The sequence below is a fragment of the Chryseobacterium gambrini genome (assembly GCF_027920505.1).
In the GTDB taxonomy this organism is placed as follows: domain Bacteria; phylum Bacteroidota; class Bacteroidia; order Flavobacteriales; family Weeksellaceae; genus Chryseobacterium; species Chryseobacterium gambrini.
The window spans coordinates 2,798,484-2,813,065 of the sequence record NZ_CP115857.1 but is presented as its reverse complement, the minus strand read 5'-3'; the positions used below and the strand labels follow the sequence as shown (position 1 = coordinate 2,813,065).

At 33.9% G+C, this 14,582-nt stretch carries 16 protein-coding genes; 10 read left to right on the top strand and 6 right to left on the bottom strand.

Annotated elements, in window-relative coordinates; genetic code table 11:
• Window positions 1–16: 16 nt before the first annotated feature.
• Entirely contained in the window at window positions 17–913 is an 897-nt protein-coding gene (locus PFY09_RS12740; RefSeq protein ID WP_271159952.1) for a hypothetical protein, read from the bottom strand.
• Window positions 914–1,025: 112 nt separating this feature from the next.
• Here PFY09_RS12740 and PFY09_RS12735 point away from each other — a divergent pair, with 112 nt between their 5' ends.
• A complete protein-coding gene (locus tag PFY09_RS12735; RefSeq protein WP_271159951.1) occupies window positions 1,026–1,787 on the top strand; it encodes a glycine-rich domain-containing protein in 762 nt (253 codons plus the stop codon).
• A gap of 16 nt (window positions 1,788–1,803) precedes the next feature.
• Window positions 1,804–2,154 carry a hypothetical protein gene (locus PFY09_RS12730; protein WP_271159950.1) on the top strand — a complete coding sequence of 117 codons (351 nt, stop codon included), beginning with the start codon at window positions 1,804–1,806 and terminating at the stop codon, window positions 2,152–2,154.
• A gap of 72 nt (window positions 2,155–2,226) precedes the next feature.
• On the opposite strand, the gene mnmA is transcribed toward PFY09_RS12730, so the two are convergent.
• Entirely contained in the window at window positions 2,227–3,414 is a 1,188-nt protein-coding gene (mnmA, locus tag PFY09_RS12725; RefSeq protein WP_271159949.1) for a tRNA 2-thiouridine(34) synthase MnmA, read from the bottom strand.
• Window positions 3,415–3,531: 117 nt separating this feature from the next.
• Between mnmA and PFY09_RS12720 the strand changes: the two genes are divergently transcribed.
• Window positions 3,532–4,059, top strand: a complete 528-nt coding sequence (locus PFY09_RS12720) for a hypothetical protein (protein ID WP_271159948.1) — start codon at window positions 3,532–3,534, stop codon at window positions 4,057–4,059.
• 200 nt (window positions 4,060–4,259) lie between these two features.
• On the opposite strand, the gene PFY09_RS12715 is transcribed toward PFY09_RS12720, so the two are convergent.
• Window positions 4,260–6,791: an ATP-dependent Clp protease ATP-binding subunit gene (locus PFY09_RS12715; RefSeq protein WP_076391020.1), complete on the bottom strand. Its 2,532-nt coding sequence runs from the start codon at window positions 6,789–6,791 to the stop codon at window positions 4,260–4,262.
• Window positions 6,792–6,942: 151 nt separating this feature from the next.
• On the opposite strand from PFY09_RS12715, the gene PFY09_RS12710 reads away from it, so the two are divergent.
• The 4 genes from PFY09_RS12710 to PFY09_RS12695 all read left to right on the top strand — a co-directional run bounded on the left by PFY09_RS12710 (window position 6,943) and on the right by PFY09_RS12695 (window position 9,835).
• A complete protein-coding gene (locus PFY09_RS12710) occupies window positions 6,943–7,167 on the top strand; it encodes a uroporphyrinogen decarboxylase (protein WP_087706744.1) in 225 nt (74 codons plus the stop codon).
• A complete protein-coding gene (locus PFY09_RS12705) occupies window positions 7,167–8,264 on the top strand; it encodes a glycosyltransferase (RefSeq protein WP_271159947.1) in 1,098 nt (365 codons plus the stop codon). The genes PFY09_RS12710 and PFY09_RS12705 overlap by 1 nt, the downstream gene beginning before the upstream one ends.
• A 179-nt stretch (window positions 8,265–8,443) precedes the next feature.
• A complete protein-coding gene (locus tag PFY09_RS12700) occupies window positions 8,444–8,863 on the top strand; it encodes a SufE family protein (protein ID WP_076394104.1) in 420 nt (139 codons plus the stop codon).
• Between the two features lie 3 nt (window positions 8,864–8,866).
• Window positions 8,867–9,835 carry a glycosyltransferase family 9 protein gene (locus PFY09_RS12695; protein ID WP_271159946.1) on the top strand — a complete coding sequence of 323 codons (969 nt, stop codon included), beginning with the start codon at window positions 8,867–8,869 and terminating at the stop codon, window positions 9,833–9,835.
• A 190-nt stretch (window positions 9,836–10,025) separates the two neighbouring features.
• On the opposite strand, the gene PFY09_RS12690 is transcribed toward PFY09_RS12695, so the two are convergent.
• Both PFY09_RS12690 and PFY09_RS12685 read right to left on the bottom strand, forming a co-directional pair.
• Entirely contained in the window at window positions 10,026–10,448 is a 423-nt protein-coding gene (locus PFY09_RS12690; protein ID WP_271159945.1) for a hypothetical protein, read from the bottom strand.
• Window positions 10,449–10,495: 47 nt separating this feature from the next.
• Window positions 10,496–11,080 (bottom strand): hypothetical protein, encoded by a 585-nt coding sequence (locus PFY09_RS12685; RefSeq protein WP_271159944.1) that lies wholly within the window; start codon window positions 11,078–11,080, stop codon window positions 10,496–10,498.
• Between the two features lie 445 nt (window positions 11,081–11,525).
• On the opposite strand from PFY09_RS12685, the gene PFY09_RS12680 reads away from it, so the two are divergent.
• A complete protein-coding gene (locus PFY09_RS12680; RefSeq protein WP_271159943.1) occupies window positions 11,526–11,762 on the top strand; it encodes a helix-turn-helix domain-containing protein in 237 nt (78 codons plus the stop codon).
• A 236-nt stretch (window positions 11,763–11,998) separates the two neighbouring features.
• On the opposite strand, the gene PFY09_RS12675 is transcribed toward PFY09_RS12680, so the two are convergent.
• Window positions 11,999–12,379, bottom strand: coding sequence for a hypothetical protein (locus PFY09_RS12675; protein WP_271159942.1), 381 nt, complete (start codon window positions 12,377–12,379; stop codon window positions 11,999–12,001).
• 284 nt (window positions 12,380–12,663) lie between these two features.
• On the opposite strand from PFY09_RS12675, the gene PFY09_RS12670 reads away from it, so the two are divergent.
• Together PFY09_RS12670 and PFY09_RS12665 are read left to right on the top strand one after the other, a co-directional pair.
• The gene (locus PFY09_RS12670; protein WP_271159941.1) at window positions 12,664–14,268 is read left to right on the top strand and encodes an anti-phage dCTP deaminase; all 1,605 of its coding nucleotides are present in this window, start codon (window positions 12,664–12,666) and stop codon (window positions 14,266–14,268) included.
• The gene (locus tag PFY09_RS12665) at window positions 14,246–14,443 is read left to right on the top strand and encodes a hypothetical protein (protein WP_271159940.1); all 198 of its coding nucleotides are present in this window, start codon (window positions 14,246–14,248) and stop codon (window positions 14,441–14,443) included. Before PFY09_RS12670 ends, PFY09_RS12665 begins: the two co-directional genes overlap by 23 nt.
• The last annotated feature ends 139 nt before the right edge of the window (window positions 14,444–14,582 follow it).

Here is a 14,582-nt window from a genome sequence, read left to right as displayed (position 1 = left end):
CATCAACCAAAATCAACTACCTGTAATCGATACGGTTAGATTCCGTGTCTTCAAGCTGTTTGATAATCGATTTCGGAATTTCATCGCTGTCGATCGGAAAACTGATGGAGTCTGAAATAAAGGTTTTCCGGTCTGCTTTCTGGAAAATTTCGAAAAGGGCAATCGGTTCCTGATTAAAACTGATACACGTACTTATAAAATGCAACTCATGGAGCTTATACTCTGGATTTTTCAGCTTTTCCTTGATGTCTTTTATTCTTGAGATAAAATGACGCTGCCGGATGAACGTATTGCTGTTCATGATGATAAAGACATAATCGGAATAGGCTGTTATTTTTCCAAAATATTTATGACGGTCGCCGCCGCTTCTTTCGACGAAATATTCTCCGGAAGTTTCAGATTTGTAGATTTCCGTTGCAGAACGCCAGATTCGGTCTTCTTTTGCCTGTAATGGATTTTCCGGAAGATTTCTGTTGTAGGAATACCAACATCCGACAAGACGGTCCAGCAAAACGGTATTTGGCTTCACATTATTCATATCAATTCTCAGATCATTAAAATTGAATGATTCCGTATTGGAATTGATGAAATCGATATAACTGGAATATCCTAAGACTTTTACGATCGTGCTGAGTTTGGCAAGATTTGGCTTGCTCAACATCGCATTTTCATTCTGGTAATATTTCTTTAATTTATTGATAATCAAATGCTCATAGAGATAATTTGAACCTAAAAGATCCGGACTTTTTTTACTGTTGTTCTCTGAGGTTTCCTGAATAATCAGATCATTAAGTTCTGAAACAATATAAGACCATTCGGTTTTGGATACATCTTCCCAATGAGGTTTCTTCAGGAAATACAACGCCAGAAAATTCATCAGTTTTTCTATGTGTAGTATATCTTCTTTTTTCATGTTTCAATTTATAAGACTAATATAAGATAATTTTAAAACTAAATGAGACTGTTACAAGACTTTTATATCTCAACATCCAACGATATTTGAGTAGAAATTAAAAGTTAAAACAATGGAAACAAAAATCGTATTACAAAATGATCCTCTCTGGAACAGGCTTCAGGAATTCTCATTGGATGAATCTGCTGCCGATTTTCCTTTCTCAAAGAAACTGGCAAAAGAAGAAAACTGGACAGAAACATTTGCCCGAAAAGCAATTGATGAGTACAAAAAATTCGTCTACCTCTGCTGTAAACTTCCAAATGGTGCTTCGCCGAGCGAAATTATAGACAAAGTATGGCATTTGCATCTCATTTACACGCAAAACTACTGGGAAGAATTCTGTCCGGAAGTTTTGCAGCAGAAACTGCATCATCAACCATCACAAGGCGGAGAAAGCGAAAATGAAAAACATAAAAGCTGGTTTGCGGAAACTTTAGAAAATTATGAGAAAATATTTGAGCAGGAACCGCCGAAAGATATCTGGAAATCGACTCAAATTCCTTCAAAAAAGAGAAAAATATCGCCTTTTGTTAAAATTTTTATTCTTTTAAGCAGTTCTTTGGTGATCTATTCCTGTATGGAAAACAATAACGGAGGTTGGGGAATATTCCTGACTCTTATTTTCGTCTTCGTGCTGATCGTAATGATTATAAAAGCATTCAGTACAAATAACGAATCCAATAAAGATAATAGAGATAACGGAAGTGACGGCGGCTTTTTCTACACCTGCGGAAGCAACAGTTCACACGGTGACGGAGGTTCCGGTTGCGGCAGTTCCTGCGGAAGCAGTTGTGGAAGCGGATGCGGTGGTTGCGGAGGTGGAGGAGATTAACCGAAATAGAATACACATGAAAAAAATCCTTATCCACACAATTCCGGTGCTCATAAGTCTGATCTGGCTTATTACAATCAACCATACTTTAGATCCGATTTCTTTGAAAGGACACTATTTTCTCAAATTCTATTTCATTCTCGTCCTTGGATTTTATGCCTCTGTTTTTGCGCTGAAATTTTTTGGAGAAACCATTTCGAAAACAACTTTTTACTTCCTGATTTCTATATTTCTATTGGGAGTTGTAAAATTAGCCAGAGGAATTTTCTTAGGAAAACCAATCGGTTATTTAATGATGATTTTAATATTGGAAATTATTGTATCTGTGTTTCTTAATTTGTTCTATGTAAACCATAAAATAAAATAGAAATTGATGTTTTTTCAAACAAAAAACCCGAAACTAAAACGCTTCGGGATTATTATTTAGATAAGATTTATTTTAGGAAATAACTCCGCTTCCGATCAGCTCTTCGCCGATGTACCACGATGCAAACTGTCCTTCTGCAATGGCAGACTGCGGTTCTTCAAATTCCACATAGAATCCTTCTTCAAACTGATATAAAGTTGCTTTCTGCAATGGCTGTCTGTATCTGAATCTTGCCATTACTTGCATCGATTCTCCGTTTTTCAGTCTCAGATCTTCACGAACCCAATGCAGTTCAGAATTATCAATTTTTAAGGCTCTTTTAAGTAGTCCCGGAAACTGATGTCCTTCTCCCACGAAAAGGATATTGTTTTCCATATCTCTGGAGATGATAAAACAGCTTTCTTTATGTCCGCCGATTCCAAGTCCTTTGCTTTGTCCGATCGTGAAAAACTGAGCTCCCTGATGTTTTCCGATAACTTTACCGTCTGTCTTTTTGTAATTGATTTTTCGGCTTAGGTATTCTAATTCTTCCTGTTTTGACGAAAATTCAGGCATTTTTTCAGCAAAAAGGGGAGAGTCTTTAAAAATTTCCACGATTTCACCTTCTTTTGGAACCAATTGCTGCTGTAAGAATTGCGGTAAACTTACTTTTCCGATAAAACACAATCCCTGAGAATCTTTTTTATCTGCTGTTACCAAACCGATTTCTTTGGCAATTTCTCTAACCTGAGGTTTTGTAAGCTCTCCAATCGGAAATAATGCTTTGGACAACTGATCCTGACTTAACTGACATAAGAAGTAGGACTGGTCTTTATTGTTATCTTTTCCGGCAAGAAGATGGAAAATTTCTTTTCCGTTTTCATCGATCGTTGAATCTACTCTTGCATAATGACCCGTTGCGACTTTATCTGCGCCCAGAGACATTGCCGTCTTCATAAAAACATCGAATTTTACTTCTCTGTTGCAGAGAACATCAGGATTCGGAGTTCTTCCTTTCTGATATTCGTCGAACATATAATCTACGATTCTTTCCTTGTACAGATCGCTCATATCAATCACCTGAAACGGAATTCCAAGTTTTTGAGCCACCATTAAGGCATCATTGCTGTCCTCGATCCACGGACATTCATCTTCCAGCGTTACCGAAGCATCGTTCCAGTTTCTCATAAACAAAGCCACTACTTCATGACCTTGCTGTTGCAGCAGATACGCTGTAACACTGGAATCCACTCCTCCGGATAATCCTACTACTACTTTCATGTTATTTCAATTTTACGAAACTCTTAACGGGAGTTCTTAGTTTGACGCTGCAAAAATACAATTAAAAAGATTCGCAAAAAAGTGATAATTTTAAACATCGATAAAAACAATTTAAATATGAAAAAACTGATTATTTCTTTATGTGTTTCATGTTCAGGCTTGCTGTTTTCTCAGGTTGCTGTAAATGCTTCTCCTGAAAATAATAATCGCTGGACTTTCGGCGGCGGAATCGGCTTTGGTTTTGGAAGCAACAATTACTTTAATCTTTCAGCGGCTCCAAGAGTGGGTTACCGACTTACGGAGGATCTTGAAGGTGGAGTTTTGGGAAGTGTTTCCTGGCAGAAATCAAATGCTTACAGTTCTACGATGTTCGGAGTTGGTCCTTTTCTGAATTATTATATTGCAAGAACGTTTTTCGTAAGTGCCAATTATCAGCATTATTTCATCAATTATAAAGACAAGTTTTATGATTTTAAAGCTAATGCAGACGAAGATGCATTGTATCTTGGCGGCGGTTATATGCAGAGAATCGGGAATAATTCTTATTTACAGTTAGGCTTGATGTATAACGTTTTATGGAAAGAAAATTCGAGTATTTTCTCAAGTGGTTTAGTTCCGAATATCGGATTTGTAGTGGGGCTTTAGTTTGTATTCTGAAAGGTGCGGTTTAAGATCACTACATTCAGATCAGCGACATCTGCAAAATCTGCGCGAATAAAATTTAAACGCAAACGAACAAATTTTTTAACAAATAAGCACTACAGAATTAGAATAAAAACTAACTAATAAAAAAGCATCGGGAGTTTTCCGATGCTTTTTGGTATGATTAAATTATTTACTTACGATTAAGAGGACTTTTCAGCGGCAGATTTCTTTGGCTTCGAAGTTTTCCCTGCCAAACCGTCTTTCGCTTCATTCAGATCAAGAACTACGGTTTCTCCTTCTGTTAATTGTTTGTTTACGAGCATTTCTGCCAATAAATCTTCAATGTATTTCTGGATCGCTCTTTTTAATGGTCTTGCTCCGAAATCTTTATCCCATCCTTTTTCAGAAATAAAGTCTTTCGCTTCTTCAGTCAGCTCTACTTTATATCCTAATTTTTCAAGTCTTGAATACAATTTGTTCAGTTCAAGATCAATGATTTTCTTGATGTCTTCTTTTTCAAGAGAATTAAAGATAACGATATCATCAATTCTGTTCAGGAATTCTGGTGAGAATGCTTTTTTAAGCGCATTTTCAATCGTACTTCTTGCTCTGGAATCTGTTGTTGATTTTTTCGCAGAAGTTCCGAATCCAACACCGTCTCCGAAGTCTTTAAGATCTCTTGTACCGATGTTTGAAGTAAGAATGATAATCGTATTTCTGAAATCGATTTTTCTTCCTAAACTGTCTGTAACGTGACCTTCATCTAAGATCTGCAACAGGATATTGAATACATCAGGATGCGCTTTTTCAATCTCATCTAAAAGAACTACAGCATAAGGTTTTCTTCTTACCGCTTCTGTTAATTGTCCGCCTTCCTCATATCCAACATATCCCGGAGGCGCACCTACCAATCTTGAAACGGCAAATTTCTCCATGTATTCACTCATATCGATTCTGATCAAAGATTCATCAGATTCGAAGAGTTCTCTTGCCATTACTTTAGCCAGCTCGGTTTTACCAACCCCTGTTGTTCCTAAGAAAATGAATGTACCGATCGGACGGTTCGGATCTTTAAGACCGGCTCTGTTTCTTTGAATTGCTTTCACAACTTTTTTCACCGCATCTTCCTGACCGATTACTTTTCCGTTCAGGTTTCCATCCATTCCGGCAAGTTTATCAAGCTCGTTTTTACCAACTTTGGTAACAGGAACACCGCTCATCATAGAAACTACTTCCGCTACATTTTCTTCTGTTACGGTTTCTTTTTTCTCTTTTACATCTTTGTCCCATTTATCCTGAGCAGAATTCAGTTCCATCTGAAGTCTTTCTTCTTCATCTTTCAGTTTTCTCGCTTCCAGATAATCCTGCGCTTTTACTGCTTTTTGTTTTAATTCTTTAATTTCTTCGATTTTCTTTTCAAAATCGATGATTTCGGTAGGAACTTTCATGTTTTTAATATACACTCGTGATCCCGCTTCGTCCATCGCATCAATCGCTTTGTCCGGTAGGAAACGGTCTGTAATATATCTTGATGTAAGATTCACACACGCAGCAATTGCTTCAGGTGTATAAATTACATTATGATGCTCTTCGTATTTATCTTTGATCTGATTTAAGATCTGAACGGTTTCATCAATAGAAGTAGGTTCCACCATTACTTTCTGGAATCTTCTTTCTAATGCGCCGTCTTTTTCAATATACTGACGGTATTCATCCAGAGTAGTCGCTCCGATGCATTGGATTTCACCTCTTGCCAAAGCCGGTTTGAACATATTGGATGCGTCTAAACTTCCTGTTGAACTACCCGCACCAACAATGGTGTGAAGCTCATCAATGAATAAGATCACGTCTCTGTTTTTCTCCAGCTCCGTCATGATCGCCTTCATTCTTTCCTCAAACTGACCACGGTATTTTGTTCCGGCAACTAAACTTGCAAGATCTAAAGTGATCACGCGTTTTCCATAAAGGACTCTGGAAACTTTTTTCTGCTGAATTCTTAAAGCCAGACCTTCCGCGATGGCAGATTTACCAACTCCCGGTTCCCCGATTAGCAAAGGATTGTTTTTCTTTCTTCTTGAAAGGATCTGAGAAACTCTCTCAATTTCTTTTTCACGACCGATAACAGGATCTAATTTCCCGTCTCTTGCCAGAGAAGTTAAGTCTCTACCGAAGTTATCCAGTGTTGGTGTTTTACTTTTAGCAGAGCCTAAATTTCCTGTAGGCTTTCTCATTTGCTCAAAATCTTCTCTTTCGTCATCGTCGTCGTAAGCACTCATCTGTGGAGCCTGTCCGGAATTTTTAAGCATGGTCTGATATTCTTTTGAAACTCCTTCATAGTCGATGTCGTAAGCTCCTAATATGTTTGAAGTAGGGTCCTCATATTTATAAAGAATGCCTAAAAGCAGATGAACGGTATTAATCTCATTGCTTTTGTATTGTCTGCATTCAAGTTCAGCACGTTTAATGGCATGATCTGCCATTTTCGTGAAAGAAATATTGGTAACCTCCTCAGAAATAGGATTAAGACTTGCTGTATTTAAAGTTTCAATTTTTCTTCTGATTTGTGTTAGATCCGCATTAAGGTTTTGAAGGATTTCTTTTGCAGAGTTTTCTGTTTTTATAATACCTAAAAGTAGATGTTCTGTATTAAGAAATTCACTTTTGAGCCTTTTTGCTTCGCTCTTGCTTTGTTTGAACACCTGGCTCAAACCTTGTGAAAACTTATAATCCATAATATATCTCATTAGAATAAAAGCAACATTGCCATTTATTCATTATCTAAATTACAAATATTTTACCAAAAAGCAATAAATGACTTTATGGCAGAAAAAATTTTATTATCTTATTGAAAATGATTAAGTTTGTTGTCCTTAAAAATTTCTCATGAATCCTGAAATAGCCACTTACATAGGATATTCCGCGTCACTTTTCATCGTGCTGAGCTTCATATTGAAAGACATCAGGAAAATAAGGATCGTGAATATGATCGGCTGCATCTGCTTTGTTATCTACGGAATTTTCAGCGGAATGCTCTGGCCGGTAATTATTCCGAACGGATTAATCTGTTTTATACAAATTTATCATCTTCTGATGACGAAAGAAAAATAATGCAGCGAAGAAAAATAATTACTTCTGCGTTCAGTAATTTGTATACAGATCAGCGTATCGAAAAGGTTTGCAGGACTTTACATGAAAAAGGCTATGAGATTGATCTGATAGGGAATGACTGGAACGGAGCCGGAGAAATGTCCAGACCTTATTCTTTTTTAAGGATTAAATTAATTTCAAAGAGCTTGAAAACGGCTTATTTCGAATTCAACTGGAAATTGTACAGGGAATTAAAGAAAAAAGCGGATAAAAACACGATTCTTCATTCAAATGATCTGGATTCTTTACTGCCTAATTATTTAATTGCTAAAAAATTAAATATTCCGTTGGTTTTTGACAGTCATGAAATTTTTTCCGAAATGCCTGCGATTCAAGGCAAAATGTCACAAAAATTGTGGCGACATCTTGAAAGAAAGCTGATTCCTGATCTGAAATTGATGATTACAGCAAGTTCCGGATACGCCAATTGGTTTAAATCCCACTACGGAATTCAGCCTGTTGTTGTTCAAAATGCACCCAGAAAATTTGTTTTTGAAGGTAAAATTCCGGAAAACTGTCCGAAAATAATTCTTTATCAGGGAGTTATTAATCCTTTTCGCGGGATTGATAAGGCAATTTTGGCAATGAAACATTTGGATGATGTTATCTTTAGAATTGCAGGAGACGGACCGATGAAAAAAGAATACGAAGAATTGGTTATCAGGGAAAATCTTCAGCATAAGGTTCAGTTTTTAGGAAAATTATTACCGGAAGATCTGCGAAAGATTACTTTAACTGCAGACTGCGGAATGAGCATTGAAGAGAATGGGGGAGAAAGCTATTATTATTCTTTGCCCAATAAGGTTTTAGACTGTATTCAGGCAAGAGTTCCTCTGATTCTGTCAAATCTTCCTGAAATGCAGAATATTAAAAGACAATTTGACATTGGTGAAATTATAAAAGATCATCAGCCGGAACATATTGGGCTTGCCATTCAATCGGTTTTAGATAAAGGAAGACAAAATTATCTTCCCGAACTTGAAAAAGCTGCTCATCTTCTATGCTGGGAAAACGAAGAAATAAAACTGTTGCAGGTTTTTGAAAAGGCTTCTTTTTAAATTTCTATCCAAATATTTGATATTGATGACTTTAATTTTAGCCCCGATTGCCGCGACATCCTTTTTTTTGCATGGGGATAAGAACGGGCAAAAAAGATACAGCAGAAAGCGGGAATAGCTTCAAATAAATTCAACATCTTTTTAATTTGGCTATCTTTGCAGAAAGAAATCAGTTTACAATGACTATTAAAGAAAAACAGCAGGAAATCATCGACGAATTTGCTTTTCTTGAAGACTGGGAGCAGAAATACGAATATATTATTGATCTTGGAAAAGAGCTGAAAGGTCTTTCTGAAGACAAAAAAACGGAAGAAAACCTGATCAAAGGCTGTCAGAGTAAAGTTTGGATTGATGCTGAATTTAAGGATGGAAAGCTGTTTTTTGAGGCAGATTCGGACGGGATTTTGCCGAAAGGTATTGTTTCGCTTCTGGTAAGCATTTACAGCGGTCATTCTACACAGGAAATTCTGGATTCTGATTTCGAATTTATTGCTGAAATTGGTCTGCAGGAGTTTCTTTCTCCTTCCAGAGCCAATGGTTTGATGGCAATGACGAAGCAGATTAAATTTTACGCAGTCGCATATCAACTGAAGTCTTAATCTGTGACCCGAATTTTAGCATACCGTTTTTCTGCTTTTGGGGATGTTGCGATGACAGCTCCTGTTTTCCGTGAGTTTCTGGAACAAAATCCCGATGTAGAAATTGTGATGGTTTCCCGAAAAAATTTTGAAGCTTTATTTGCTGATATTCCGAACGTTATATTCAAAGGAGTTAACCTTGATGACTATAAAGGAATATTCGGATTGAGACGTCTTGCCAATGAATTAATTAATGAATTTCATCCGGATCTTATTGCAAATCTTCATGATGTTATCCGCACGAAGATTCTCGACAAAATTTACAGAAGAAAAGGACTTAAAGTATTCAAAATCAATAAGGGAAAAGAAGAAAAAGAAGATCTCACGAATGTTTGGAATTTAAATAAAACCCAATTAAAAAAAACGGTAGAGCGTTATGCAGATGTTTTTCGGGAAATGGGCTTTAACGTTGAGCTTTCTCATGCATTGAGACCGGTTTCCGGAGAAAAATCAGGAATAGGGTTTGCGCCTTTTGCTCAGCATCGTGGAAAAATGCTTCCTCTTGAAAAATCTTTTGAACTGGCTAAAATTTTAGCACAAAAACAGACGATTTATTTTTTCGGAGGGGGAAAGTCTGAAGCTGAAACGCTGGAGCAGTGGGAGAGAGAAATCCCGAATACTCTCAGTTTAGCGGGAAAATTGAGCCTTCAGGAAGAATTAAATAAAATTTCTACATTAGAATTAATGATCTCCATGGATTCTGCCAATATGCATCTGGCAAGTCTTATGGGAACAAGATGTGTTTCCGTGTGGGGGCAGACTCATCCTTTTGCAGGTTTTTTAGGCTTTGGACAAAGCGAAGAAGATGTGGTTCAGGTGAAAGACCTTACTTGCAGACCCTGTTCTGTTTTTGGGGATAAAGAATGTTATCGTGGAGACTGGGCTTGTCTGGAAGAGTTGCATGTGCAGAGAGTAGTGGAAAAGATTTTATAAATAGGGCCTTCCGATTCTGTGGAGGCTTTTTTTAATCAGTCTTACACAGAAAATATAAAACAAAAAAATCTCCCTTAAAAAAGAGAGATTTCTGTGGGTCCTGAGGGATTCTCCATAATTCTTATTTTCTCTGTATTCATTATACTTTGTAAGGATTTCATTTCTTGGGTATGCCTAAAAGTATGCCTTTTCATTCTAAAAGTACATTGATATAGGAAAAAGAATTTGAATAGTAAATCAGTCTTATTTCTCTACTAGCAGGAAAATAGATATTCCAATAATGAACTTTACTAGTTATAAACTTGTGTAGGATCATACCATCAGGAAGAATTTCAAAATTTGCTCTTGTAACTCTATCAGATAAGGCTTTATTTATCCTGTTGTAGTAATGTTCAGATTTCTTATCAAACTCTAGTATTACAACATCTAATATATCCCAATAAAATATAAGTTCTGTTCTGTGAGGAGTAAAGTTTAAAAACTTCTTTATTTCACTTCCTACCCACAAATAGCTACAATAAGAATTGTTAGGTATACTGTCTGCTATGCTCATTAGATTTAGCTCCCAATTATCATATTGGTAACCTATTCTAAAAGGTATTTTTGGTTTCATAAAGATTTAAGTATTAAAAAACCACTCTGTTTTGAGTGGTTCTGATCTTATTTTTTATTGACTTCATCATAGAATTCATCATAAATTTTTTGTAATAAGCTGATTAAATATTTATAATCTCCATTTGTTTTTGTTAAAATACTAGCAGAGTTGTTAGCTAAGTTTTCAATTTTATTTAGATATGTAGATTTAATTTTTTTAATTTCTTCTGAGTCATTATCTTCATAATCCTGAATTTCTGAATATGCTTCCTGAAAGTTTTGTTGAACTTTTTCTTCTGCTTGTTTTTTCTTCTGTAGCAACATAAGTAGTAGTTCATTTGTGTTATTGGAACTTCTTTCATAGTTGTAAAATTTAGGCTTAGAGGTTTTATATCTTTCTCTGTCTGTTTTTGTATTATTTCCTAAGCCATCTTTAAACCCTCTGTTATATCCATCCTTATAAGAATCAGGGCTTTCATCAATAGTAGGTATAGGAGGAATAGGAGAAATAGGGCTTATACAATTTGGCTTATCTTGACAATATCCTGATGAATATCCAGAATTATATCCTTTACTAAAATTAGATTGAGCAAAGCTTAATTTTAAGACAAATAAAGTTATTGTTGTAAGTATTTTAGTTTTGTTTTTCATATTTGATTTTTTAATTGTTAATATATGTTATCAATAATAAAATGTTAATCAGACCTAGAATAATTATTAAATATATTTTTGATTTGTTATTGGTTTTAAGTGTGTTAATTATTGTCAAAAAAGATATTAAGAAGTATAATACAATGTATTTCAGGAAAGCCCAATACCACTTTTCATTTAGTAATAATATTATCAAGGGAGTTATAATTGATAATATTTGAAATAGTTTTATAATTTTAATTTGTCCCAGAAAATATTCTGTGGTCTCTTCTCCAACTTCATCTTTTATTTTACCTTTTAAAGATTGATATAGCCCTACTATGATAAAAGAAATAAGTAAGATTGAGTAATAGGTATATTTCATAGTTAAAATTTTATTATTGCCATATATGGTTATATTATAAACAAATATATTCACAATCTTTGACTTATCATATATGGCAAGTTGGAAAAATTAGAAATTTTAAAAGCAGTTGGGAATAAGATTAAGGAGATAAGACAAAGTAAAGGCTTTTCTCAGCTTGATCTTGTAGGAAAAATGGAAGGTAATATTGATGTAACTAATATTTCAAGAATTGAACAAGGAAGGACTAATCCTACAGTTTATACTCTTTTCAGAATTGCACATGCTTTGGAAATTCACCCTAAGGAATTCTTTGATATAGAAATTACAGAAGCTTAAAAAGGCTATCAATATAATATCCTTTGTATTTTGGTAAAGGAATTTTCACACAATATTCCCTCTATTTTGAATCTACATGTGAGTCTCTAGGGTAAAATATACTATTACATTCATGACATTGCCATGATAATATGTACCAGATTTTGTGATCTTACTTATATAGATGATTACAAAACTTGGTACAGAAATAAGATTTAATAAGAAATACCACCCTAAATTAATAAGGTGGCATTTTATTAAGCATTTTCTAGCTGTAGAGTATCAGCTACAAATTCTTCAAAATCCTCTGAGGAATCTACCTTTATTATCCTCAGCTTACCTACAAAATCACTGGCTTGCAATGTCTCTATAGCTGATAATTCCTTAGATATTGCCATGAAGTTAAATTGTCTTCCATACAAAGGATCTGATTCTATTTCATTAGCCTGAAACAGATATATACTTCCTTCATATATTCCCATTCTTTGAGCTACAGTACCACTAATAACAGTTTTACTAGGTATTTCCCCTGCAATACCTATTAGAATTACTGGCATAAGCCCATTCTTATCTTCACTGGCTTTTTCAGATTTTAACATTTCAACCTTTGCCACAAATGATTTAAATTGTCTTTTCATAATTGATATAATTTTGAGTTAATACTCAAAATATGTCAGAGATGATAGAAAGTTGTGGGGGGCAGTGAGCTAGAGTAAAAAGATATGAGGTGATTCTAAAGATGTAAAATAAATCAGAACATCTTTATTTCTCTCCAGAGAATTTATCTAAGTAGTTCAGAAGGGGGTGGGGGTATTTACTTTTTTGAAAAAGGGGATGTTTGATATGAGGGAACTTGTATATTCATATTTTATTTTATATTAATTAAAAATTTTATATTTTAGTTTTTGTAACTAATGAACTTATGAAAACACAAGCTGCAGTAAAGTTAATAAGCCAGGAAGGCTTTAAAAATGAGAATAGTACAACACTACAAAAAGTAGATAATACTCTAACAGCAGAATTATTTTTTGGTATATGCTCACCAATTGGCTCATTAAAAGAGAATGTAATAGAGACTTTAAAATATAACTTATTTGTTAAATATGGGTATACTGTAGAAGTTATAAAATTAAGTGAATTTATAAATTCTTATAAAGTAGATAGTGAGGATGAAAAAGAAATAATTAAAGAGCCAGGTAAAAGTAGAATTTTTAATGACTATTTAGAAAAAATTAGTAAAGGAAATATTATAAGAAAAAATCAGAATAATACTATATTAGCTGAATTAGCTATCCAAGAAATACATTTGTCTAGATTAAGAGAAGCTAAAGAAAATGGTATAGATGAGCCAAAATCTGAAGATTTTAAATCAAGAAGAAAATGTTATATAATTGACTCCTTGAAAACAACAGATGAGTTAAAATTATTAAGAAAAGTCTATACTGATAATTTTTATCAAATAAGTGTTTTTTCTTCTTTAAATGATAGGAAAGAAAATCTTAAAAATAAAGGTTTTAGTCCAGAAGAAATAGTGAGAATTATAGAGATAGATGACAAACAAAATCTAGAATATGGCCAAAATGTAAGAGGAACATTTGTTGATGGAGACTTTTTTGTTAGAATTTCTGAAGAAAATATACCTGATCTTAATAGGAAAATAGAAAGATATCTTAACCTAATATTTGAAAGTGCAATAGTCACTCCTACTATAGAAGAATTATCAATGTATAATGCAAAATCTGCATCTGGAAACTCAGCCTGTTTATCAAGACAAGTTGGTGCATGTATAATTGATAGTAATAATAATTTACTTTCTACAGGATGGAATGATGTTCCTAAATATGGAGGAAATTTATACTCTTCATCTGGCACATCTCTTGATAATAGATGTTATAATAAAGGATATTGTAGTAATGATGCACATAAAGAAAGGTTAGTAGAAAATATTATTGATGGATTTTTAACTAATGATAAAATTAAGACTATATTTAAAGATGATAATGGTGATCTGAAAGATGATCTTTTAAATGAAGTTAAAAAAAGTATAAAAGATACAAAAGTTAAAGATCTAATTGAATTTTCTAGATCAGTTCATGCAGAAATGCATGCTATAATACAGGGTAGTCAAACTACTGGTGATAAAATGATAGGAGGAAAACTGTTTTGTACAACTTATCCTTGTCATAACTGTGCTAGACACATAGTTGCAGCTGGAATAGAGGAAGTTTACTTCATTGAGCCTTATGTTAAGAGTTTATGCTTAACTCTTCATAGTGATTCAATGACAGAGAATGAAAAAGAGACAAATAAAGTTAAGATTTTAATGTTTGATGGAGTTGCTCCTAGAAGATATCTTACTTTTTTTACTAATTTTGCAGAAAGAAAAGACAAAAAAGGCAAACTAATAAGAAGTAACTATAAGAATATAAGTCCTAAGACAGCCAAATCCTTACAAGCATTATCAACCTTAGAACAACAAGCAGTTCACTCTTTAGCTCAAAATTATGAAAAAACAACCCCCAATTAAGCCACAAGTAACAAGTCAGCAATTAAGATTTGATTTTGAGAAAATGTCTATTAAAGTTGAATCTAGAAAAGCTGAAGGAAGAGTAATTTCAATTGATGAAGGTTTCAATCAGATTAAGAAAAGAGAGAGAGATTCATTAATAAAATATGTATTGAATAATACTAAGTCATTTTAAAAAAATTAAAAATAATATAAGTCTGGATATTTCCAGACTTTTTATTTTTAATAGCAATTACTTTAATAAATATAAATTCAATTAGGTATTTTTTGATAATTTTATAAGTTTTGATTAAATTAGTATTTCACATAATATT